The sequence below is a fragment of the Geodermatophilus sp. SYSU D00815 genome (genome assembly GCF_054050035.1).
Window position 1 is genome coordinate 33,708 of sequence record NZ_JBJGYO010000008.1, and the last position, 21,613, is coordinate 55,320.

22 protein-coding genes and 1 pseudogene are annotated in these 21,613 nt (G+C 75.9%); 8 read left to right on the forward strand and 15 right to left on the reverse strand.

Annotation, left to right across the window (positions count from 1 at the left end; translation table 11 throughout):
• Positions 1–97: 97 nt before the first annotated feature.
• The 5 genes from ACI78S_RS11565 to ACI78S_RS11585 all read right to left on the reverse strand — a co-directional run bounded on the left by ACI78S_RS11565 (position 98) and on the right by ACI78S_RS11585 (position 3,036).
• Positions 98–391 (reverse strand): DUF1416 domain-containing protein, encoded by a 294-nt coding sequence (locus tag ACI78S_RS11565; protein WP_456973313.1) that lies wholly within the window; start codon positions 389–391, stop codon positions 98–100.
• 2 nt (positions 392–393) lie between these two features.
• Positions 394–1,227, reverse strand: coding sequence for a sulfurtransferase (locus tag ACI78S_RS11570; RefSeq protein WP_456973315.1), 834 nt, complete (start codon positions 1,225–1,227; stop codon positions 394–396).
• Between the two features lie 26 nt (positions 1,228–1,253).
• Complete coding sequence (locus ACI78S_RS11575; RefSeq protein ID WP_456973317.1) at positions 1,254–1,694, reverse strand: DUF4395 domain-containing protein; 441 nt, start codon at positions 1,692–1,694, stop codon at positions 1,254–1,256.
• Positions 1,695–1,844: 150 nt separating this feature from the next.
• On the reverse strand, positions 1,845–2,285 hold the full coding sequence (locus ACI78S_RS11580; RefSeq protein WP_456973319.1) for a thioredoxin family protein: 441 nt from the start codon (positions 2,283–2,285) through the stop codon (positions 1,845–1,847).
• Between the two features lie 61 nt (positions 2,286–2,346).
• Positions 2,347–3,036 (reverse strand): LmeA family phospholipid-binding protein, encoded by a 690-nt coding sequence (locus ACI78S_RS11585; protein WP_456973321.1) that lies wholly within the window; start codon positions 3,034–3,036, stop codon positions 2,347–2,349.
• Here ACI78S_RS11585 and ACI78S_RS11590 point away from each other — a divergent pair.
• The 3 genes from ACI78S_RS11590 (at position 3,017) to ACI78S_RS11600 (ending at position 6,536) form a co-directional block, all read left to right on the forward strand.
• Positions 3,017–3,484 (forward strand): aminomethyltransferase beta-barrel domain-containing protein, encoded by a 468-nt coding sequence (locus ACI78S_RS11590; RefSeq protein WP_456973323.1) that lies wholly within the window; start codon positions 3,017–3,019, stop codon positions 3,482–3,484. The two genes, ACI78S_RS11585 and ACI78S_RS11590, sit on opposite strands and share 20 nt — an antisense overlap.
• Before the next feature lie 120 nt (positions 3,485–3,604).
• A complete protein-coding gene (locus ACI78S_RS11595) occupies positions 3,605–5,455 on the forward strand; it encodes a bifunctional metallophosphatase/5'-nucleotidase (RefSeq protein ID WP_456973325.1) in 1,851 nt (616 codons plus the stop codon).
• Between the two features lie 46 nt (positions 5,456–5,501).
• On the forward strand, positions 5,502–6,536 hold the full coding sequence (locus ACI78S_RS11600) for a methionine synthase (protein ID WP_456973327.1): 1,035 nt from the start codon (positions 5,502–5,504) through the stop codon (positions 6,534–6,536).
• Here ACI78S_RS11600 and ACI78S_RS11605 read toward each other — a convergent pair.
• Positions 6,533–6,916: a hypothetical protein gene (locus ACI78S_RS11605; protein WP_456973329.1), complete on the reverse strand. Its 384-nt coding sequence runs from the start codon at positions 6,914–6,916 to the stop codon at positions 6,533–6,535. The two genes, ACI78S_RS11600 and ACI78S_RS11605, sit on opposite strands and share 4 nt — an antisense overlap.
• 81 nt (positions 6,917–6,997) lie before the next feature.
• Between ACI78S_RS11605 and ligA the strand changes: the two genes are divergently transcribed.
• Complete coding sequence (gene ligA, locus ACI78S_RS11610; RefSeq protein ID WP_456973331.1) at positions 6,998–9,145, forward strand: NAD-dependent DNA ligase LigA; 2,148 nt, start codon at positions 6,998–7,000, stop codon at positions 9,143–9,145.
• Here the strand turns inward: ligA and ACI78S_RS11615 are convergent.
• From ACI78S_RS11615 to ACI78S_RS11640, 6 genes and pseudogenes are all read right to left on the reverse strand, one after another.
• The gene (locus ACI78S_RS11615) at positions 9,036–9,917 is read right to left on the reverse strand and encodes an alpha/beta fold hydrolase (RefSeq protein ID WP_456973333.1); all 882 of its coding nucleotides are present in this window, start codon (positions 9,915–9,917) and stop codon (positions 9,036–9,038) included. The two genes, ligA and ACI78S_RS11615, sit on opposite strands and share 110 nt — an antisense overlap.
• A complete protein-coding gene (locus tag ACI78S_RS11620) occupies positions 9,899–10,093 on the reverse strand; it encodes a hypothetical protein (RefSeq protein WP_456973335.1) in 195 nt (64 codons plus the stop codon). Before ACI78S_RS11620 ends, ACI78S_RS11615 begins: the two co-directional genes overlap by 19 nt.
• Positions 10,094–10,196: 103 nt before the next feature.
• Positions 10,197–10,703 (reverse strand): annotated as a pseudogene (locus ACI78S_RS11625) (PaaI family thioesterase); the annotation flags it as partial.
• Positions 10,600–12,012: an FAD-dependent oxidoreductase gene (locus tag ACI78S_RS11630; protein ID WP_456973336.1), complete on the reverse strand. Its 1,413-nt coding sequence runs from the start codon at positions 12,010–12,012 to the stop codon at positions 10,600–10,602. The gene ACI78S_RS11630 and the pseudogene ACI78S_RS11625, both read right to left, overlap by 104 nt.
• A gap of 63 nt (positions 12,013–12,075) precedes the next feature.
• A complete protein-coding gene (locus ACI78S_RS11635; RefSeq protein WP_456973338.1) occupies positions 12,076–14,142 on the reverse strand; it encodes an ATP-binding protein in 2,067 nt (688 codons plus the stop codon).
• Positions 14,143–14,263: 121 nt separating this feature from the next.
• A complete protein-coding gene (locus tag ACI78S_RS11640) occupies positions 14,264–14,929 on the reverse strand; it encodes an ACT domain-containing protein (RefSeq protein ID WP_456973340.1) in 666 nt (221 codons plus the stop codon).
• A gap of 186 nt (positions 14,930–15,115) precedes the next feature.
• On the opposite strand from ACI78S_RS11640, the gene gatC reads away from it, so the two are divergent.
• The 4 genes from gatC to gatB are packed head-to-tail and all read left to right on the forward strand — an operon-like array spanning position 15,116 to position 18,616.
• Positions 15,116–15,415, forward strand: a complete 300-nt coding sequence (gene gatC / locus ACI78S_RS11645) for an Asp-tRNA(Asn)/Glu-tRNA(Gln) amidotransferase subunit GatC (protein WP_456973342.1) — start codon at positions 15,116–15,118, stop codon at positions 15,413–15,415.
• A complete protein-coding gene (gatA, locus tag ACI78S_RS11650; RefSeq protein ID WP_456973344.1) occupies positions 15,412–16,944 on the forward strand; it encodes an Asp-tRNA(Asn)/Glu-tRNA(Gln) amidotransferase subunit GatA in 1,533 nt (510 codons plus the stop codon). The genes gatC and gatA overlap by 4 nt, the downstream gene beginning before the upstream one ends.
• Positions 16,941–17,114, forward strand: a complete 174-nt coding sequence (locus tag ACI78S_RS11655; RefSeq protein WP_456973346.1) for a hypothetical protein — start codon at positions 16,941–16,943, stop codon at positions 17,112–17,114. The genes gatA and ACI78S_RS11655 overlap by 4 nt, the downstream gene beginning before the upstream one ends.
• The gene (gatB, locus tag ACI78S_RS11660; RefSeq protein WP_456973348.1) at positions 17,111–18,616 is read left to right on the forward strand and encodes an Asp-tRNA(Asn)/Glu-tRNA(Gln) amidotransferase subunit GatB; all 1,506 of its coding nucleotides are present in this window, start codon (positions 17,111–17,113) and stop codon (positions 18,614–18,616) included. Before ACI78S_RS11655 ends, gatB begins: the two co-directional genes overlap by 4 nt.
• A 114-nt stretch (positions 18,617–18,730) precedes the next feature.
• On the opposite strand, the gene ACI78S_RS11665 is transcribed toward gatB, so the two are convergent.
• The 3 genes from ACI78S_RS11665 to ACI78S_RS11675 are packed head-to-tail and all read right to left on the reverse strand — an operon-like array spanning position 18,731 to position 21,593.
• Positions 18,731–19,894, reverse strand: coding sequence for a PQQ-dependent sugar dehydrogenase (locus ACI78S_RS11665; RefSeq protein WP_456973350.1), 1,164 nt, complete (start codon positions 19,892–19,894; stop codon positions 18,731–18,733).
• Between the two features lie 5 nt (positions 19,895–19,899).
• A complete protein-coding gene (locus ACI78S_RS11670) occupies positions 19,900–21,114 on the reverse strand; it encodes a cation:proton antiporter (RefSeq protein WP_456973352.1) in 1,215 nt (404 codons plus the stop codon).
• Positions 21,111–21,593, reverse strand: coding sequence for a cation:proton antiporter regulatory subunit (locus ACI78S_RS11675; RefSeq protein WP_456973354.1), 483 nt, complete (start codon positions 21,591–21,593; stop codon positions 21,111–21,113). Before ACI78S_RS11675 ends, ACI78S_RS11670 begins: the two co-directional genes overlap by 4 nt.
• Between the last annotated feature and the right edge of the window lie 20 nt (positions 21,594–21,613).

The window sequence follows — 21,613 nt, forward strand, 5'->3', positions numbered from 1 at the left end:
GCCGCGGCCGCGGGGTCCAGGGCCCCGGGCGTGACCCCCGCGGACGACGACAGCCCGCCCCGGCCGGGCCGGGGCGGGCTGTCGTGGGGCGCAGCGCCTAGCTGAGCGCGACCGTCGTCTCGTTGAGGCCGACGTCGGCGGTGAGGACCCGCTCGCCCTTGCCGACCGGGGCGAGGGAGCGGACCTTCCACTCACCCGGCGCGGCGAAGAAGCGGAACTCGCCCTCGGGGCTGGTCACCACCTCGGCGGTGAACTCGTCGGTCGCGTCGAGCAGCCGGACGTAGGCCCCGGCCACCGGCGCGCCGTCGTGCCAGACCTGGCCCTGGATCACCGTCTGGGTGTCCAGGTCGACCCCGGCGAGGCCACCGCCCTGCTTCGGGGCTCCGCACATGCTCAGGCCCCCTTCTCGATCGGGACGCCGACGAGCGAGCCGTACTCGGTCCACGAGCCGTCGTAGTTCTTCACGTTCTGGTGGCCGAGCAGCTCGCGCAGCACGAACCAGGTGTGGCTCGAGCGCTCGCCGATCCGGCAGTAGGCGATGGTGTCCTTGCCGGTGTCGAGGCCGGCGTCCTCGTAGAGCTTGCGCAGCTCGTCGTCGCTCTTGAAGGTGCCGTCCTCGTTGGCCGCCTTGCTCCACGGCACGTTCACCGCGGTCGGGATGTGGCCGGGGCGCTGCGCGCCCTCCTGCGGCAGGTGCGCCGGGGCGACCAGCTTGCCGGCGAACTCGTCGGGCGAGCGGACGTCGACCAGGTTCTTCTGGCCGATCGCGTCGACGACCTCGTCGCGGAACGCGCGGATGGAGGTGTCGGGGTCCTTGGCCTGGTACTGCGTGGCCGGGCGCTCGACGGTCGCGTCGGACAGCGGGCGGCTGTCGAGCTCCCACTTCTTGCGACCGCCGTCGATCAGCTTCACGGCCTCGTGGCCGTAGAGCTTGAAGTACCAGTAGGCGTAGGCGGCGAACCAGTTGTTGTTGCCGCCGTAGAGCACGACGGTGTCGTCGTTGCCGATGCCCTTCTGCGACAGCAGCTGCTCGAACTGCTCCTTGCTGACGAAGTCGCGGCGCAGCGGGTCCTGGAGGTCCTTCTTCCAGTCCAGCTTGACCGCGCCCTCGATGTGGCCCTTGTCGTAGGCGCTGGTGTCCTCGTCGACCTCGACGAACACGAGGCCGGGGTCACCGATGTGCTCCTGCGCCCAGTCGGCGGTGACGAGCACGTCGTTGCGGCTCATGGGGGTTCCTTCCTGGTGGGAGAGGGTCAGGCGGCGCGGGCGCGGGTGCCCGTCGCGCGCCGGGTGAGCAGGTACATCTCGCAGCCGAGGCAGAAGCCCGTGGCCGCGTTGAGCAGGGCCGCCACCAGCGCGAGGCCGGTGGCGATCGCGCCGACCAGCGGCGCGTCGACCAGGTGGCCCAGGACGCCGACCACCGCGAACAGCAGGCCGACGAACTGGGCGAAGCGCGGCGGGGCCTCGGGCTCCCGCTCGCGCACCGGGCCCAGCCGCGGGGCGACCAGGACCCGGAACAGCACCCCGTAGGGCGCGTACCGCAGACCGGCGAGGGCGCCCACCGCGAACACGACGGCCTGGGCGGCGAGCAGATGCCAGGAGCCGGTGAGCAGGACGGCGGCGAGCACGGCGCTGGTGACCCACGCGGCGAAGCGGGGGCCGCGCACGTCGACCTCGCGCGGCGGTGCAGTCATGGGGAGCGGAGACCTTCGGACGGCGGACGGGGCACGTCTGGACGGTCGGGAACCGACCTCAGCAGGTCGGACACAGGCAGCTGCCGACGCGGCACAGGTCCACTGTGCGCCGCGATGTCAGCAGGGTGCCCACGGGCCGAGGGTAACGGATCACGCTGTAGTCCCTACATGGGCGTCCACCAGGGCCGTGAGCTCGTCGGCCCGCGGGGCGCCGCTGCTGCGGCCGACCAGGCTGCCGTCGCGGCGCAGGTAGAACAGGGTCGGGGTGCGGCGCACGTCGAGCTCGCGCACCTCGTCGAGGTGGCTCTCGGCGTCGACGTGCACGTAGGCCAGCCCCGGGCGGGTGGCCTGCAGCTGCTGCAGGCGGGCGCGGGTGGCGCGGCAGGGCGCGCAGAACGCCGTGGAGAACTGCACGACGGTGAGGTCGGCGTCCTGGGGGCGCACCCCGAGCCGTTCGAGCACCGCCCGCGGACCCACGTCGCCGTCCCCTCCCGCCGCGCGCACGGCGCCGTCGCGGACGCGCAGCCACCACGCCGCCGCGGCCGCCAGCACGAGGGCGACGGCCAGCACGGCCGCTCCGATCGGACTCATCCCCCGGCGCAACACCGCTCGCGGGCGCCGGCATTCCCGGACGGGGCGGCTCCCGGAGCGGTCAGCCGCTCAGGACCGTGTCGGTCGCCTCCACGGTGACGACGACGCCGTCCTGCCCCGGGCGCACTCCCGTCAGCTGCAGCCCGAACGGCAGCGCGGGCACCTGGTAGCGCAGGTCCAGCAGGTCGCTCACCCGGTCGACCAGCCACGCGGGGACGTCCACGCCCGCGCCGGCCGCCTCCTCGACGTCGACGACGAGCACGTCCCCGTCGAGGGAGACGGTCCCCGTCGCGGTCAGCGGCAGCGTGAGGCCGGCGGCCTCCACGGTCCTGGTGATGCGCAGCCCGTCGCCCTCGGGCGCCAGGGTGGTGTCGCCGCCGAGCTCGGCGGCGAGCAGGTCGTAGGCGAGCGTCGCCGAGCCGTCGATGCGGTCGACCGGCACCTCCTGCACCGACCCGGACAGCACCGCCGACAACGGCACCCGCACCCCCCGCAGGACGGCGTCGGCGCTGGTCCCCGCCGGCTGCCCCAGCTGCTCGGCGGTCAGCGAGATGCGGACCTCCTCGTAGTCGCCCGCGACGGCCTGGGTGAGGAACGGGAAGCCGCCGATCTCGACGGCGGGCGTGCCCTGCAGACCGCCCTGGGCGGCCAGCTCCTCGGCGACGCGGTCCTCGGCGACGCCCACGGCCACCCGGTCGGCGAGCAGCGCGAGCCCGAGGAGGACCACGACGGTGACGAGGAGGCCCTTCACAACGCGGTCTGCAGCGCCAGCGCCACCGGCGCGCACGCCGCGAGCGGCAGCAGGGCCTGCAGCACCGGTAGCGGGGGGGCGGGGGGGGGGGCCCCGCCCCCCCCCCCCCCCCCCCCCCCCCCCCCCCCCCCCCCCCCCCCCCCGCCCCCCCCCCCCCCCCCGCGCCGCGCCCCCCCACCCCCCCCCCCCCCCCCCCCCCCCCCCCCGCCCCCCCCGGGCCCCCCCCCCCCGGGCCGAGGTGCAGCTGCGCGCGCACGGCACGCCCGTCGCCTGCGAGGTCACCGCCGTCGACGACGGCCTGCTGCTGCGGCTGGACGACCCGCAGCGCGGCGTCGCCCCGGGCCAGTCGGCGGTGCTCTACGCGCCGGACCCGGAGCGCGGCGACCTGGTGCTCGGCCAGGGGGCCGTGCTGCGGGCCGGCGAACGGGCGGGGTCCGTTCCCGGGTAGGACTTGGCCCGCGCGCACGTGCCGGGTTAGCGTGCCCGTGAGCCCGGTGCTGAGCACTGCTAGTTAGCCGAGCTCACGAGGAAGCCGTCCGTCCGCGGGGGAGAACCACCGGAGGACCCTGTGCGCCCCAGTCGATCGATCCTGCCCGCGTTCGCCCTGGCGGGCCTGGTCGTGGCCGGCACCCCGCTCGCCGCCGGGGCCGCCGCCGACGGCGGCGGCGGCGGCGGCAGGCCGGAGGACGTCGCGGTCCAGATCCTGGCCATGAACGACTTCCACGGCCGGATCTCGCCCACCACCGGCGGCGACAGCCAGCTCGTCACGGCCCCCGGCCCGGACGGGGCCTACGACACCGCCGACGACGTCGTCACCGAGGTCGGCGGGTCGGCGAACGTCGCCAGCACCGTCGCCCGGCTGCAGGAGTCCTTCCGGTCGGGCACGCGGGGGCCGGCCGGCTCCCTGTTCGTGGGCGCCGGCGACCTGGTCAGCGCGTCGACCTTCGAGTCCAGCTTCTTCCGGGACGAGCCGACGATCGAGGTCCTGGACGCGATGGGCCTGGACGTCTCGGCCGTCGGCAACCACGAGTTCGACCGCGGCACGGAGGAGCTGCGGCGCATCTCCGGCGCGACCGACGGCACCTTCACCGACGACGTGACCGCCTGCCAGGGCGTCACCCCCGGGGTCGACGGCTGCTTCGGCGAGGGGGAGCACGCCTTCGACGGCGCCGACTTCCCGTACCTCGCGGCCAACGTCCGCAACCGGGCGACCGGCGAGCCGATCCTGCCGCCGTACCAGGTGTTCGACACCCCGGCCGGCACGCAGGTGGCGCTCATCGGGGTGGTCACCGAGACGACCCCCACGATCGTCGCGCCCGCCGGGATCGCGGACGTGACCTTCCTCGACGAGGCCGAGGCGGTGAACGAGTTCGTCCCCGAGCTGCGGGAGGCAGGGGTCGAGGCCATCGGCGTCCTCGTCCACGAGGGGGGCGAGGCGGAGGGGCCGACCGCGCTCGACCCGAACGGCTGCGACCGGCTCACCGGTCCGATCGTCGACATCAACGCGGCCGTCGACCCCGCCGTCGACCTGATCGTCAGCGCGCACACCCACCAGGCCTACGACTGCCTGCTGCCCGACCGCGAGGGCACGCCCCGGCTGGTGACCCAGGCCGGGTTCTACGGCCGGCTGGTCACCGACATCCGGCTGACCCTCGACCGGGCGACCGGCGACGTGGACCGGGCGGCGACGTACACGGCCACCAACGTCCCGGTGACCCGCGGGGCACCCGACCCGCGCGTGCAGGCGATCGTCGACCACTGGAACGAGCGGGCGGCCGAGGCGGGCGACCAGGTGGTCGGCACGGTGACCGGGGACCTGCTGCGGGCCCGCAACGCCGCCGGCGAGGTCGTGCGCGACGACGAGTCCGTGCTCGGCACCTTCGTCGCGAACGCCCAGCTGGCGGGGGCCGCCGCGGTCGGCGGCGAGCCGCCCGTCGTCGCCTTCATGAACCCGGGCGGCCTGCGCACCGACATCGCCGCCGGCGAGGTGACCTACCGGGAGCTGTTCGACGTCCAGCCGTTCAGCAACACGGTGAACACGCTCACGCTGACCGGCGCGGACATCGACCAGGTCCTCGAGCAGCAGTTCCCGAGCGCGGCCCGCGCCTCGACGCTCGTGCTCTCCACGTCCGACGGGTTCCGCTACGAGTACGACCCCGCCCGCGCCGAGGGCGACCGGGTGTTCGCCTGCTCGATCACGATCGGTGGGGTCCCGGTCGAGCCGACCGGCAGGTACCGGGTCGCGGTCAACTCGTTCCTCGCGACCGGCGGCGACGGCTTCACGGCCTTCACCCGCGGGACCGACCCCGTCACCGGCCCGGTCGACGTCGACACGGCGGTCGACCACCTGGCGGCCGGCTCGCCGCTGACCCCGCCGACGGGCGACCACGCCGTCCCCGTGACCACGCCCAGCTGCTGAGGCGGGCGGCCGGGACCGCGGCGGCGGCTGGGCTACGGTCGCCGTCGTGGTCCCGTCGTCCGAACCCGAACCGCAGGACGTCAGCGACGAGCCGGAGCCGGCCCCCGCACCCTGGGGACCGGCCTCCGGCGTCGGGTCGCTGCCCGGCGGCGACCCCGTCGAGGCCGTCCACCTGGTGCTGGGGGAGCTGCCGGAGTTCCCGCACCTGCCCGAGCTGCCGGCCCGCGGCCCCGGCGCCGACCTCGTCGGCCGCACCGCCGCCCTCCTGGTCGACGTCGCGGTGGACCTCACCCCCGCCGGGTGGCGGCTGGTCGCGCGGCCGGGCGTCGACCTGCGGCGGGCGCAGGACCTGCTCGAGCGCGACCTCGACGCCCTCACCGACGTCGCCGACGGCTACGCCGGCCCGCTCAAGGTCCAGGCCGCCGGGCCGTGGACCCTGGCCGCCGGCCTGGAGCGGGAGCGGGGGGAGCGGGCGGTGGTCGACCACGGCGCCCGCCGCGACCTGGCCCAGTCGCTCGCGGAGGGCCTGGCCGCGCACGTCGCCGAGGTGCGGGCCCGCGTGCCGGGGGCCCGGGTCGTCGTCCAGCTCGACGAGCCGTCGGTGCCCGCGGTGATCGAGGGCGCGCTGCCCACCGCCAGCGGCTACGGCCGGCTGGCCGCGGTGGAGGCCGGCACGGTTCAGCAGGAGCTGGCCGACGCCGTGGCGGCGCTGCCCGGGCCCGTGGTGGTGCACTGCTGCGCGCCGCGGGCGCCGCTCGGGCTGTTCCGGGCGGCCGGCGCGGCCGGGGTGTCCTTCGACTCCGGGCTCGTGCAGGACCTCGACGCCGTGGGCGAGGCGGTGGAGGCGGGCACCCACCTGCTCGTCGGCGTCGTCCCCGGCACCGACGCCCCGCTCGGGACGCCGAAGGCCACCGCGTCGCGCCTGCAGGGGCTGTGGCGCGAGCTCGGCTTCCCGGCCGAGCAGCTGCACACCGCCGTGACGCTGACGCCCTCCTGCGGCCTGGCCGGGGCCACCCCCGCCTACGCGCGGGCCGCGATGGCGCACGTCCGCGAGGCCGCCAGGTACCTCCTGCCGGACTAGCGCAGCCCGCCGACGACGGCGACCGCCGTGCCGTCGCGCGGGCACACCCAGCGCGCGGCGCCGTCGCGGACGGCGGCCTGCAGCGGGTGGGTGGCCGGGTGGTGCGGGCACCGCGGCCAGTTCGTCGCCGCCGTCCCCCGGAGCTCGTCGAACGCCCACTCCTGCACCTGGTCGGCGACGTGCACGAGCTGCTCGTGCCGCGGGGCGCCGAGGCGCACGCCGACGCCGGAGCCGTGGGTGCCGTCCCGGCTCCACAGCATCGCGCTCGCCGTCCCCGGGTCGTCGGACCAGCCGTCGTCGACCACCCGGGGCACCGGCGCACCGGTGGCGGTCAGGTCGTGGACGACGGGGACGAGGGCGCGGGCGAGCTCGACGTGCACGCCCGTCATGGTGACCAGGGGTGACCGCCACGGCAGGTGGACGCGGGTCCGCCGTCGTACCGGGCGGATACGGTTCGGTGCGTGAGCACCGAGGCTGAGGTCGACGTCCCGCAGGTGGTGGCCGCGGAGGACCGCGAGGACCTCACGCAGGTCCCCGACGACGCGCGCACGCGCCACCGCGACCTCTCCGAGCTGCTCGACAAGTACGCCTTCGCCTACTACGTCCGCGACGAGCCGCTGGTGAGCGACGGCCAGTACGACGAGCTCATGGGCGAGCTGAAGACCATCGAGGCCGCCCACCCGGCGCTGGTCACGCCGGAGTCGCCGAGCCAGAAGGTCAACGGCGGCTTCGCCGCGACCTTCGCCCCGGTGCAGCACCTGGAGCGGATGCAGAGCCTCGACAACGCGTTCAGCAGCGACGAGCTCTCGGCCTGGGCCGCCCGGGTCGAGCGCGAGGTCGGCACCGGCGCCCGCTACCTGTGCGAGCTGAAGATCGACGGCCTCGCCGTGGCGCTGCTCTACGAGCGCGGCCGGCTGGTGCGCGCGGCCACCCGGGGCGACGGCGTCACCGGCGAGGACGTCACCGCCAACGTGCGCACCATGCAGGACGTGCCCCAGCAGCTCGCGGGGGAGGACCTGCCCGAGCGGCTGGAGGTCCGCGGCGAGATCTACTTCCCGGTCGCGGCGTTCGCCGACCTCAACGCCTCGATGGTCGAGCAGGGCAAGGCGCCGTTCGCCAACCCGCGCAACGCCGCCGCCGGCTCGCTGCGGCAGAAGGACCCGCGGGTGACCGCCTCGCGGCGGCTGCGGCTGATCGTGCACGGCCTCGGCGCCCACGACGGGTGGCAGCCCGAGAACCAGTCCGACGCCTACGTCCGGCTGCGCGAGCTCGGCCTGCCCACCAGCGACCGCTACGAGGTGGTCGACGACCTCGAGGGCGTCCGGGCCTACATCGAGCGCTACCGCGAGCAGCGGCACTCGGTGGAGCACGAGATCGACGGCGTGGTGGTGAAGGTCGACCAGGTCGCCCTGCAGCGGCGGCTGGGCTCGACCTCCCGGGCGCCGCGCTGGGCGATCGCCTTCAAGTACCCGCCCGAGGAGGCGACCACCAAGCTGCTCGACATCCGGGTCAACGTGGGGCGCACCGGCCGGGTCACGCCGTTCGCGTTCATGGAGCCGGTCAAGGTCGCCGGCTCCACCGTGCAGCTCGCCACGCTGCACAACGCCTCCGAGGTCAAGCGCAAGGGCGTGCTGATCGGCGACACCGTCGTCATCCGCAAGGCCGGCGACGTGATCCCCGAGGTGCTCGGCCCCGTCGTCGCGGCCCGCACGGGCGACGAGCGCGAGTTCGAGATGCCGACGCACTGCCCGGAGTGCGGCACGGAGCTGCGGCCGGAGAAGGAGGGCGACGCCGACATCCGCTGCCCCAACGCGCGGTCCTGCCCGGCGCAGCTGCGGGAGCGCGTCTTCCACGTCGCCGGCCGCGGCGCCTTCGACGTCGAGAACCTCGGCTACGAGGCCGCGATCGCGCTGCTGCAGAGCGGCCTGCTCCAGGACGAGGGCGACCTGTTCTTCCTCGACGCCGAGAAGCTCGAGCAGTCGGAGTTCTTCACCAAGAAGGACGGCACCCTCTCGGCCAACGGCCAGAAGCTGCTGGCCAACCTGCAGACCCGCAAGGACGTGCCGCTCTGGCGGGTGCTGGTCGGCCTGTCCATCCGGCACGTCGGCCCCACGGCGGCGCAGGCGCTGGCCCGCGACTTCCGCTCCCTCGACCGCATCGCCGCGGCGGGCGAGGAGGAGCTCGCCGCCGCCGACGGCGTCGGCCCGACCATCGCGAGGTCGATCCGCGACTGGTTCGCCGTCGACTGGCACCGCGAGGTGGTGGAGAAGTGGCGGGCGGCCGGCGTGCGCATGGCCGACGACGGCGAGGCCGACGGGCCCGGGCCGCTGACCGGCGTGACCGTCGTCGTCACCGGCTCGCTGCGCGACTTCAGCCGCGACCAGGCCACCGCCGCGATCCAGGAGCGCGGCGGCAAGGTGACCGGCTCGGTGAGCAAGAAGACCGGCTTCGTCGTGGTGGGCGCCGACCCGGGCAGCAAGTACGACAAGGCCGTGCAGGTCAAGGCGCCGATCCTGGACGACGACGGCTTCCGGGTGCTGCTCGAGGAGGGGCCGGAGGCCGCCCGCGCCGTCGCCACCGTCGGCGACGGCGGCGAGCCGGCGGAGTAGGCGGCTCAGCCCCCCACCTCGGAGAGGAAGGCCCGGACCTCGCGGTCGAAGGCGTCGGCCGCCTCGACGTTGCACACGTGCCCGACACCCGGCAGGACCAGCAGCCGCGACCCCGGATCCCGGCGTGCAGCCCCTCGGCCACCGCCCGCGGTGCGCGCACGTCCGTAGCCGGCGTCGACGGCGAGAACATCGTGGGCAGGAGTGTCGCCCCGAACCGATCGGGGGACAGCACGGAGAGGTCGACCGCCTGCCGCAGCCCGGCCGCGGCGACGTCCTCGGGCAGCGAGCCGCGCCAGCCCGCGCACGCGGAGACCAGGACCCGCGACCGGGGGAGCGCGGGGTGCCGGCCGGTCAGCGCGATGGCGAGCCCCCCGCCGAACGACAGGCCGGCCACGTGCGGGCGGCCCAGGCCCAGCCGGTCCACGAACGCGGCGAGGCAGTCCGCGTGGCCCGCGATGCCGAAGTCCTCCGGCGGGTCCGCCGAGGCGCCGGCGCCGGGCGCGTCCCAGGCGACGACCGTGAACTCGTCGCACAGGTCGTCGAGCTGGTGGCGCCAGGTGGTGCGGCCGTCCGCGACGCAGCCGTGCAGCAGCACGACCGCGGGCCCGGGTCCGGCGCGCTCGAAGGCGGTGCGCAGGCCGTCCACGTCGACGGTCTCCACGGCGCCGGGCAGCGGACCGGCCGGCGGCTCCGTGCTGCCGCGGCGACATGCTGCCGCGGCGACATGCTGCCGCGGGCACAGGGTCGATCGGCTCAGGTGCGCCGGATCCACTCCCGGGCGGTCTTGGCCACGTAGACCACCGAGAGGACGAGGAAGGCGGCGCCGATCGCCGCCTTCACCTGGTCCTCGGTGAAGGGCGTGTTGCGGGCCACCACCGGTCCGGCGGCGTCGGCCACCTTGCCGCGCCACCCCTGCAGGCCGGCACGGCCGAGCTCCAGCGCTGTCATGACGGCCCCCTACCCGCCCGGGTGCGCAGCGACGCCGTGGCGACGGCGGTGGCCACCACCCGGCCGTCCGCGTCGCTGAGCTCCCCGCCAGGAACGCCACCGAGCCGCCGCGGCGGACCACCCGTCCCCGGCCGACCAGCACGCCCGGGCGGGCCGGCCGCAGGAACTGCACGTGCAGGTCGGTCGTCGGCGCCCGCTCGCCGTCGGCCAGCGTGGCGACCAGGGCCGGGCCCATCGTGTCGTCGAGCATCGCGGCGAGCATCCCGCCCTGGACGTCGCCGGCCGGGTTGGTGAACGACGGCGCCGCGGCGAACTCGACCTCGATCGTCATCGCGGCCGGGTCGACGTCCCTCAGCCGGAACCCGAGCAGCTCGGCGGCCGGCGACCGGCGGCGGCGCGGCGCGGCCCTCGACGACGTCCCAGAACTCCCCGGTCGGCACGCGCCCGACGCCGGGGCCCTCGGACGACAGTTCCGGCGGTGCGGTCCCGGGGTCCGGACGTGCGCTTCAGGCGCCGATGGCGGCGAGCACCTCGGCCCGGCCGGGACCGGGCAGCGGGTAGCGCGGGGCGCCCGCGGCCAGCGAGCGGATCCTGGCGACCACGGCCGGATCGGCCAGGACCTGGGACGCCGGCTCGACCAGCAGCGACAGCCGGGCGAGGAGCCGGCGCGCGTCGGGGTCGACCAGGGCCGCCGCCGTCAGCGCCTTGGTCATCGCCCAGCCGGGGTCGTCGGTCTCGTAGGGGCGCCCGCTCACCTCGCCGGCCAGCTCGGCGAGGCGGTGCCGGTCGAAGGCCACGGTGGCGCGGTACAGCGGCTCGACGGTCGCGGCCGTGACGTCGTCCACCCGTCGCGCGACCTTGTCGGCGTCGGCCAGGTCGACCTCGCGCAGCACCTGCTGCACCGCCCGGGCGTGGATGACGCCGATCGAGGTCCCCCTGCCCAGCGCCGGGTTGGTCCGCGCCCAGGCGTCGCCGACCAGGACCAGGCCGGTGACGACCGGCTCGCCGTCCACCACGAGCCGCCGGTGCCGGTCCTCCAGCCCGGCCATGACGTCGACGCCGGTGAACGGCTCGCCCTCGGCCCAGTGCGCGGCCAGCGGGCAGCGGGCCAGCGCCGCGGACCAGGCGCGCGGGTCGCGCAGCGCGCGCAGCGCGTGGTCGGCCGAGCTGGTCACGATCCCGACCGACCACGTCCCGTTGTCGGCCGGCAGCGTGACCAGCGTGAACGGGGCGTAGTGCTGCAGCAGCGGCGCCATCGCGACCGGCTGCCCGCCGCCGGCCGGCCGGAAGTGCCGGCTGTAGTAGACGAAGCCGCACTCCTCCCGCTCCTCCGCCGGCGGCCGGGCCCCGATGGCGGCCAGCCAGTCGGCCAGCCGTGCCCGGCGGCCGCGGCAGTCGACCACGAGGTCGGCCGCGATCTGCTCCCCGTCGGCGGTGCGCACCCCGGCGACGTGCGGCACGCCGGGAGCCGTCGGCGTCCCGGTGAGGAAGCCGGTGGCGGCGACCCCCCTCCGGACGTCCACGCCCGGCGTGCGCGCCGCCGCGGCGGCCAGCACCGCCTCGAGCACCGGCCGCCGGGCGGTGACCGTCTCGAACCTGCCGTCGTCCGGGCGGACCGGACCCCGCACGTGCTCCGGCAGCGCGGTGATCACGTTGAGCCGCAGCCCGCCGGCCGCGACGAGGTCGTCGAGCACCTCCGGCAGCGCCGCCTGCAGCTCGACGCGCCAGCGCGACAGCATGAAGTGCAGCTGCCGGAACTGGCCGACGCCCGGCCGGTCCCACCCCTCCCAGGCCCGCTGCGGCGCCGGCGGGGCGGCCGGGTCGCGCTCCAGGACCGTCACGCGGTGCCCGTCGCGGGCCAGCAGCATCGCCGTCGTCAGGCCGTTCATCCCGGCGCCGAGGACCGTGATCGTCGCCATCTCCGCTCCCTCCTCCGGATCGGTGCCGCGGAGGGTGGCGCGAGCGGGTGCTCGGTTCCCAGGTCAGTCGGTGCCCACCCGGTGCTCACCCGGTCGCCGCTCCTCGGGGAGCGTCACCTCGCCGACCTCGACCGCCCAGAGCAGCGCGACGAGGTCGTCCAGGGCCGCGGCCAGGTGCCGCCGGTAGGTGCTGAACGGCAGGCCGAGGACCTCCGCCGCGGCCTCCTGGCTCGGGGCCGGCCGCAGGAAGGTGCGGTCGAGCACCCGGCACCGGCCGGCGCCGCGCGGCTGCTGGGCGAGAACGACCACCGCGCGTCGGACGGAGGACCGCAGGGCGGCCGGGTCCGGGCCGGCCGGTCCCCGGGCCAGCCGGGAAGCCATCAGGGGGCCGGCCGCCAGCCGGTCGTCCCGGTGGAGGTCGCGCAGCGCCGCGCGCACCGCCGCGGCGAAGGCGTCGCGGCCCAGCGGTGCGGGCCGCAGGAGGGAGTCCGGTGGCGGGCCGGTCGCGCCGGTCCGCTCCCGGTCGTTCATCAGGTCCATCCACGCGTCCGGCGGGAGCCGGCGCCAGTCGTTGCCGAAGAGGACGTGCCGGTGCCCGCCGACCGTGACCTCCCCGACCGGGAGGAAGGCGAGGTACTCGAAGAACGGCCCCCAGAACTCCACGTCGACGGGGGCGGTGAACGACCAGGCGAGGCGTCGGGTGAGGTACGTCGTCAGGGCGGCGACCGAGGACACCAGGACGGCGTGCGGATCGCGCTCGAACTCCTGGGCGCCGCCAAGGAAGCGGGTGAGGTGGACCCGCTCGCCGGGCCGGAGGGGCGAGGTGCGCGCGACGTGCTCGAGCGCCGCCCGCACCACCGGGTCCCGGCCCTCCAGGGGGGAGCCCGTGGGGAGCAGCAGGCCGAGGGCGAACGCGGAGACCGCGCCCTCCCGGCGCACCACGTGCAGCCCCTCGGGCGCCTCCCGCAGCCACTCGCGGGCCAGGTCGCCGTGCGCGCGGCCGAGGAACCGCTCGACCATCGCCGGCACCGCCGGGCGGTCCTGCGGTCCCGCGGGGACGACGGCCGTCGAGCCGCTGCTGCGCAGCTGCCAGAACGTGCTGGTCAGCGGGCTGTGGCGGTGCAGGTACAGCAGCTGCTCGGCGGCGTGCTGCCGGTCGGCGCCGGCGGCCGAGCGGATCTCGCTGACGACGCGGTCGTGGACGGTCCGGTGCAGCCTCCGCTGCCGTTCGGGGTTGCGCCGTTCCAGCTCGGCGGTGAGCACGTCCCGTGCGAGGTCGTGCAGGACCAGCCCGCGCGGGCCGCACGACACGTAGGGCTGGCGCGCCAGCCAGTCCCACACCTCCGGCGCCCGGTCGCCCACCGTCTCGGCGAGCAGGTCCTCGGTCGTCGCCCACGCCACCGTGCAGGTGGCCAGACCGACGGCGTGGGCCTCCGCGGGCACCTGGCTGACCACGCCCTCGAGCAGCGCGGACACCAGGTCGGGCGCGGCGGCCAGCTCGCTGGGCAGCGGCCCCTCGGCGACCGCGTCGGCGAGCATGGCCAGCGCCAGGGGGTGCCCGCGGCTGAGCGACAGGAGGGGGCCGTGCCGTTCGCCGGGCACCCCGGACCGGGTCAGGAACTCCGTGCCCTCCCGCTCCGTCAGGCACTCCAGGCGCAGCACCGCGCCGAGCTCGCGCCAGCCGGGCAGACGCCGCCACGCGGGGTCCGGTGCCTGCCGGCCGGCGAGCACGGCCAACCCGTCGCCGGGGAGGTCCGGCAGCAGCTCCCGGCGGATCCACCGGTCGGCCGGGGTCAGGTGCTCGTAGTGGTCGACGAACAGCGCGAGCCCGGGCAGCTCCTCGAGCCGCGGTGGACCGCTGCGCAGCGCCCTCGCCAGCGCGTCGCGCACGCCCTCGGGGGAGGGGTCCACCTCGCGGCCGTCGACCAGGACCGCCGGCCGGCCCGCGGCGAGCGCGCGGACCCGGAACTCGCCGAGCAGGGTGGACTTGCCGATCCCGCCCTCGCCGTGGACCAGGAAGATCCGCTGCGGCGCGCGTCCGCTGAGCGCGTCGGTGAAGCGGGCGAGCTCCGCCTCACGGCCGACGAAGGTGCGTCGGCCGGCCGCGTCGAGCACCTCTCCGAGACGCATCGCGGGCATCCGTCCGGTCGGGTCGGTGGACGTCTCGATGACACCGCATCGCCGTCGGGCTGGCTACCCGTTCGCGGCCCCGTGCGGGGACCCGCCGCGAGCAGGGCGGGGGATCCTGCTCCTAGGCCGGAGGCAGGTGGGTGACCGTGCCGGCGATGCCGATCAGGTGCGCCAGCCGCAGCAGCTCCGAGCGGCGGAAGGCGGGGCCGCCCGACCGGCCGAGGACGACCGCCCGCCCGGCGCCGAACGGCGCGGCCATCATCTCGATGGCCATCTCCCGCCAGCGCTCCGGCAGCCACTCCGCCTCGCTGGGCAGCAGCCGCGGGGCGGTCAGCGGCATCCACGGCAGCGCCAGCCCCTCGAACGCCGGCGCGGCCTCCGACGCGGCGACCAGTTCGCAGGAGTCGGGGGCGCTCCCGGCCAGCACGACGGCCCACCCGCTGTGGAACACCCGGGGCAGCTCGGCCGCCAGCAGCTTCTCGGCGGAGTCCTCGGCCGTCCGCGCCAGCGCGTCCAGCAGCTCCAGCTCGCGGTGGGTGTCCAGCGGCCCGGCGAACGGGCGCAGCGACTCCACCCGCACGCCCGGCACCGTCTGCGCGGCGGTGATGAGGGCGTCGGGGAGCCGGCCCGGGGGCAGGTCCACGACCACGTCGTCGACGGCGACGCCACCGGCCCGCTCGAGCACGTCGAGGGAGACGATGTCGGCCCCGGCGTCGCCCAGGGCCGTCGCCACGGCGCCCAGGATGCCGGGGCGGTCGGGGACCACCAGGCGCAGGAGATAGGACACGGTTCCTCCGGGGCTCGGGCCGGGCCGGCGCTGCGGATGCGGGCCATCTCCGTCGATCGCCGGTACCGCAGCTTTCCGCATCCCCGGCCCGGGGTCGAGCACACCCGTGCCACGTACAGTGGCGGGGTTGCATCCGAAGGACCTGCTGCGGCGCACGAGGCGCCGCCGGAACGGAGTCCACACCCCGTGACCAAGCTCTCCCGGGACGAGGTCGCCCACCTGGCGCGCCTGGCCCGCCTGGCCGTCACCGACGAGGAGCTGGACGTCTTCGCCGGCCAGCTCGACGTCATCCTGGACGCCGTGGCCCGGGTCGGCGACGCCGCCGCGGAGGACGTCGCCCCGACCACGCACGCCGTCCCGATGACCAACGTGGTGCGCCCCGACGTCGTCAGGCCGAGCCTCCCGCGCGACGTCGTCCTGGCCGGCGCCCCCGCCGCGGAGGACGACCGCTTCCGCGTGCCCCGCATCCTCGGGGAGGAGGCGTGACCACGGCCGTGAGCGACCTCGTCCGCACCGACGTCGCCGGGCTGACCCGGCTGCTCTCCTCCGGCGAGGTGAGCGCCGCCGAGGTGACCCAGGCCTACCTCGACCGGATCGCCGCCGAGGACGGCCGGATCGGCGCCTACCTCTTCGTCGACCCCGACGCCGCGCTTGCCCGGGCGCGCGAGATCGACGCCGCCCGCGCCGCCGGGACCGAGCTCGGCCCGCTGGCCGGCGTCCCGATGGCGCTCAAGGACGTCTTCGTCACCGACGGCGTCCCCTCGACCAGCGGCTCGAAGATCCTCGAGGGCTGGCGACCGCCCTACGACGCCACCGTCGCCGCGCGGCTCAAGGCGGCGGGCACGGTGCTGCTCGGCAAGACCAACATGGACGAGTTCGCGATGGGCTCGTCCACCGAGAACTCCGCCTACGGGGCCACCCGCAACCCCTGGGACGTCGAGCGGGTCCCCGGCGGCTCGTCCGGCGGGTCCTCCGCCGCGGTCGCCGGCTTCCTCGCCCCCTGGGCGCTGGGCACCGACACCGGCGGCTCCATCCGCCAGCCGGCCGCGGTCACCGGCCTGGTGGGGCACAAGCCCACCTACGGCTCGGTCTCCCGGTACGGGCTCATCGCCTTCTCCTCCAGCCTCGACCAGGCCGGCCCGATGACGCGGACGGTGCTCGACGCCGCGCTGCTGCACGAGGTCATCGGCGGGCACGACCCCTGCGACTCCACGAGCATCGACGCCCCGCTGCCGCCGCTGGCCGAGTGCGCCCGGCGCGGGGCGGCCGGCGACCTCGCCGGCCTGCGCGTCGGCGTCGTCCGCGAGCTGGGCGGCGAGGGGCACTCCGACGGCTACGAGCCCGGGGTGCTGGCCCGCTTCGCCGAGGCCGTGGCGCTGCTGGAGGGCATGGGCGCCGAGGTGACGGAGGTCTCCTGCCCGGCCTTCGACCTCGCCCTGCCCGCGTACTACCTGATCGCGCCCAGCGAGGCGTCGTCCAACCTGGCCCGCTTCGACGGCGTCCGCTACGGCCTGCGGGTCGGCGACGACGGCGAGCGCGACCTCGACACCGTCATGGCGCTGACCCGCGAGCAGGGCTTCGGCCCCGAGGTGAAGCGGCGCATCATCCTCGGCACCTACGCGCTGTCCAGCGGCTACTACGAGGCCTACTACGGCCAGGCGCAGAAGGTCCGCACGCTGATCACCCGAAACTTCAACGCCGCCTTCGAGCAGGTCGACGTCCTGGTCAGCCCGACCACGCCGACCGTCGCCTTCCCGCTCGGGGCGCGCGTCGACGACCCGCTGGCCATGTACGCCGCCGACCTGTGCACCCTGCCGGCCAGCCTGGCCGGGCTGCCGGCGATCTCGGTCCCCTGCGGGCTGTCCGAGGGCCTGCCCGTCGGCTTCCAGGTCATGGCGCCGGCGCTGGCCGACGACCGCTGCTACTCGGTCGCCGCCGCGCTGGAGGCGGCCCAGGACGCCGCGCGCGGGCACCGGCTGCTCGACGAGCTGGCCGGGCGGGGGGCCGAGGCGTGACCGGCCCGCTCAAGGTCGCCTGGGGGCTGACGGTCTTCGTCATCCTCGCCGGGCTGCTGCTCTGGCTGGTCACCGGCCGGGCCGTCTTCGCCGTCTTCCTCGTCCTCGGCCTGCTCACCGGCGTCGGCGCCTGGCTGACCGGCCGCTCCACCAAGGAGGAGACCCCGTGACGACCACCACCGGGGAACGGCTCGTCGACTTCGACGAGCTGCTCACCCGCTACGAGCCGGTGATCGGGCTGGAGACGCACGTCGAGCTCGGCACCGCCTCGAAGATGTTCTGCGGCTGCTCCACCGCGTTCGGCGCCGAGCCCAACACGCAGACCTGCCCGGTCTGCCTCGGGCTGCCCGGCTCGCTGCCGGTGGCCAACGCGGCGGCGATCGAGGCGACGATCCGCATCGGTCTCGCGCTGGGCTGCCGGATCGCCACCTGGTGCCGCTTCGCGCGGAAGAACTACTTCTACCCGGACATCCCCAAGGGCTTCCAGACCAGCCAGTACGACGAGCCGCTGTGCACGGCCGGGCACCTGGACGTCGAGGTCGACGGCGAGACCTACCGGGTGGAGATCGAGCGGGTGCACCTCGAGGAGGACACCGGCAAGAACCTGCACGTGGGCGGTTCGACCGGCCGCATCCACGGCGCCGACCACTCGCTGGTCGACTACAACCGGGCGGGGATCCCGCTGGTCGAGATCGTCACCCGGCCGATCCCCGGCGCCGGCGCCAAGGCGCCCGAGGTGGCCCGCGCCTACGTCACCGAGCTGCGCGACATCCTGCTGGCGCTGGGCGTCTCCGAGGTGCGCATGGAGCAGGGCAACCTGCGCTGCGACGTCAACACCTCGCTGGCGCCGATCGGCAGCCTGGACTGGGGCACCCGCACCGAGACCAAGAACGTCAACTCGCTGCGCTCGGTGGAGCGCGCGGTCCGCTACGAGATGCGCCGGCAGGCCGCCGTCCTCGACTCGGGCGGGCGCGTGCTGCAGGAGACCCGGCACTTCCACGAGGACACCGGCACCACCTCGCCCGGCCGCAGCAAGGAGGAGGCGACCGACTACCGGTACTTCCCCGAGCCCGACCTGGTGCCGGTCGCGCCCGACCCCGAGTGGGTCGAGAAGCTGGCCGCCGCGCTGCCGGAGCTGCCGGCCGCCCGGCGTGCCCGGCTGCGCGAGGAGTGGGGCCTGTCGGCGACGGAGATGGCCTGGCTGGTCAACGCCGGCGCGGTCGACCTGGTGGCCGACACGGTCGCCGCCGGCGCCTCGCCCGCCGACGCCCGCAAGTGGTGGCTGGGCGAGCTCGCCCGCCGCGCCAACGACGCCGGCGTCGAGCTGGCCGAGCTGCCGATCACGCCGCGGCAGGTCGCGGAGCTGACCGCGCTGGTGGCCGCCGGCACGGTCAACGACCAGCTGGCCCGCCAGGCGCTCGACGGCGTGCTGGCCGGCGAGGGCGACCCCGCCGCGGTGGTCGAGGCGCGCGGGCTGGCGGTGATGGGCGAGTCCGACGAGCTGGTGGCCGCGGTCGAGGCCGCGATCGCCGGGGCCCCCGACGTCGTCGAGAAGGTGCGCGGCGGCAAGGTGCAGGCGCTGGGCGCCCTCGTCGGGCAGGTCATGAAGGCCACCCGTGGCAAGGCCGACGCCCCGACGGTCAGGCGGATGCTCGAGGAGCGCGTGCTGTAGCACCGCGATCCTCCGGATCGCACCGCGGCCACGTGCCGTCCCCGGGTCGCGCGGAGCCGGTCGCGTCGTCCCCGCCGGGAGCCCTCCGGGCCCGCGCCAGGGACGACCGATCACTCACAGGGGCGAGTCGCCGCCGCTGGTCGGCGGGATGATCCGCAGCACCTTGTCGTCGCCCTCGCGGGGCGTCCCGTTGCCGTCGCGGTTGGACGTGGTGATCCACAGACCGCCCTGGGCGTCGAGGACGACGGTGCGCAGCCGGCCGTAGGTGCCGGCGAGGAACTCCTCGGGCTCCTCGAGGACGTTGCCGTCCTCGTCGAGGGTGGCGATGGCGACCTTCTCGCCCTCCAGCATGCCGAGGAACACCGTCGGCCCGGCGATCGCGCACCCGCCCGGGCCGCCCTCCGCCGACGGGAAGGTCGTCACGGGGTCGGCGGTGCCGCTCGACTCGGTCGGCCAGCCGTAGTCGCGGTCGAAGGCGATCGCGTTGATCTCGTCGGCGCCGTCGGCCGAGTCGTCGGTGGCGTGGATGGCGTTCTCGCCGCCGAGGCACAGCGCGGTGACGTTCGCCAGGCCGCGGGCGTGCACCGGACCGGGGCCGACCGGCTGGCCGAAGACGTCGACGTGCAGCACCTTGCCCGCCCACGACAGCGGGTCCTGCGCGAGCGCGGGGTTGCCCGTGTCGCCGGTGCCGACGTAGAGGGTGCCGTCGAGGGCGAACAGCAGCCCGCCGCCGTTGTGGGTCTCGCCGCGAGGGATGCCCGTGAGCACGGGGTTGGGGGTGCCGCCGATCGGGAAGCGGACCACCCGGTTGTCGGTCGGGGTGGTGACGTAGGCGTAGAGCAGGCCGTCCTCCGCGAACGTCGGGCTCAGCGCCAGGCCCAGCAGGCCGCCGTCGCCTGCGGTGTCGATGCCGGTGACCGTCATGAGCTCGCGCGCGGGGGAGCGGTCGGGGAAGACCTGCAGCAGCCGGCCGGTCTCGCGCTCACCGACGATCGCCGTCCCGTCGGGGAGGACGACGAGGCCGGTGGGCACGTCCAGGTCGGTGGCGACGACGTTGGGGTCGCCGGCCTGCTCGCCCGATCCCGGGTCGGCCGGCTGGCCGGGCGCGGGCGCCGGCGCCGATTCGGTGGGCGGCCCCACCTCCGGCGGCGCGCCCTCCGGCAGCGGCCGCCACGGGCCGTCCTGCTCGTAGCCGTCGCTGCCGCAGCCGGTCAGCGCGCCGGCGAGGACGAGGACGGCGAGCAGCCGCCTGGCGCGGCCCGCCGTGCGTCCCCTCACCCGTCTCACAGTACGTGCGGCCGGGACGCCGTGACGGGACTCGGCCGCGCCGGGTCCGACCGAGCCGCGCGTCGCGCCAGCCGGCGGGCGAACGGATCGGCGATCCTCGGCGCGAGCGGGCCGACGACGGCCAGCAGCAGGACGTAGGCGGCGACCGTCGGGGCGAACTCCGGGGCGACCGTGGCACCCACCAGCCCGGCGATGATGATCGAGAACTCCCCGCGGGGCACCAGGGCGGCGCCGGCGCGCAGCCGACCGGCCGGGCCGACCCCGCTGCGGCGCCCCGCCACCCAGCCGGTGGCCACCTTGGTGGCGATGCCGACCAGGGCGAGCGCGGCCGCGGGCAGCAGCACGCCCGGCAGCTGCGACGGATCGGTGGACAGCCCGAAGAAGACGAAGAAGACGGCGGCGAACAGGTCCCGCAGCGGCCCCAGCAGCCCCCGGATCTGCTCGGCCACCTCGCCGGACAGCGCGATGCCCAGCAGGAAGGCGCCCACCGCGGCCGACACGTGCACCGCCTCGGCGGCACCGGCCACCAGGAGCGCGAGGCCGACCACCCGCAGGATCAGCACGTCCTCGGAGCGGGCGCCCACGAAGCGGGTGACGCCCTCGCCCCAGCGCAGCGCGACCGCGAGCACCACGGCCAGCGTGACCAGCGCGACCGCGATCGACACCACCGCCGACCCCGCGGAGGAGGCCGCCAGGACCGCGGTCAGCAGCGGCAGGTAGGCCGCCATCGCGAGGTCCTCGATCACCAGGACCCCGAGGACGGCGGGTGTCTCCCGGTTGCTCAGCCGGCCGAGGTCGGTGAGCACCTTCGCGACGATGCCGGAGGAGCTGATGGCCGTGACGCCGAACATCGCCAGCGCGGCCACCGGCCCCCAGCCGAGCAGCAGCGCCAGCGCCGCCCCGGGCAGGCCGTTGAGCAGCAGGTCGAGCACGCCGACCGGCGCCTGCGTGCGCAGGCTGTGCCGCAGCTCGTCGGGTGTGTACTCCAGGCCGAGCACGAGCAGCAGCAGGACCACGCCGATCTCGGCGCCGGCGTCGAAGAAGTTCTCCGGCGCCTGCAGCGGCAGCAGCCCGCCGGTGCCGAACGCCAGCCCGGCGAGCAGGTACAGCGGGATCGGGGAGAACCCCATGCGCCCCGCGAGCCGGCCGACGACACCGAGACCGAAGAGGACGGCGCCGATCTCCAGGAGCAGCTGTGCGGTCTCGTTCAAGGGGCGGAGAGCAGCTCGCGGACGGCCTCGACCCCGGTCCGGGTGCCGACCACGACCAGCCGGTCGTCGGCCTGGAACCGGAACTCCGGGGTGGGGGAGACCAGCATCTCGTCACCGCGCAGGACGGCCACGACCGAGGCGCCGGTGCGCGTGCGGATCGCCGTGTCGCCGAGCGTCGACCCCACGTAGGCCGAGCCGGGCTCGATCGGGATGCCCTCGGTGGCCAGCGCCGCGACCTGCTCGCGCAGCCGGGCCAGCCGCTCGGTGATCCGGGGCGCGCCGAGCAGCTCGGCGAGCACCTCGGCCTCCTCGGGGGTGAGGTCGACGGCGTCGGAGCAGGCGTCCGGGTCGAAACGGTCGTAGACGGCGATCTGCCGGGCGCCGTTGCGCTGGGAGAGGACGCCGATCCGCCGGCCCTGGGCGGTGACGAAGTCGTGCCGCAGGCCGATGCCCGGCAGCCGCGTCTCCTCGATCTCCACGAATCCCTCCCTGTCCGGCC

Excerpts from the sequence above, each read along its gene's own strand:
- ACI78S_RS11580 (WP_456973319.1), bottom strand. The coding sequence starts at position 2,285 with ATGAGTCCGATCGGAGCGGCCGTGCTGGCCGTCGCCCTCGTGCTGGCG.
- ACI78S_RS11565 (WP_456973313.1), bottom strand. The coding sequence starts at position 391 with ATGTGCGGAGCCCCGAAGCAGGGCGGTGGCCTCGCCGGGGTCGACCTG.
- ACI78S_RS11635 (WP_456973338.1), bottom strand. The coding sequence starts at position 14,142 with ATGCGTCTCGGAGAGGTGCTCGACGCGGCCGGCCGACGCACCTTCGTC.
- ACI78S_RS11620 (WP_456973335.1), bottom strand. The coding sequence starts at position 10,093 with ATGACAGCGCTGGAGCTCGGCCGTGCCGGCCTGCAGGGGTGGCGCGGC.
- ACI78S_RS11575 (WP_456973317.1), bottom strand. The coding sequence starts at position 1,694 with ATGACTGCACCGCCGCGCGAGGTCGACGTGCGCGGCCCCCGCTTCGCC.
- ACI78S_RS11630 (WP_456973336.1), bottom strand. The coding sequence starts at position 12,012 with ATGGCGACGATCACGGTCCTCGGCGCCGGGATGAACGGCCTGACGACG.
- ACI78S_RS11570 (WP_456973315.1), bottom strand. The coding sequence starts at position 1,227 with ATGAGCCGCAACGACGTGCTCGTCACCGCCGACTGGGCGCAGGAGCAC.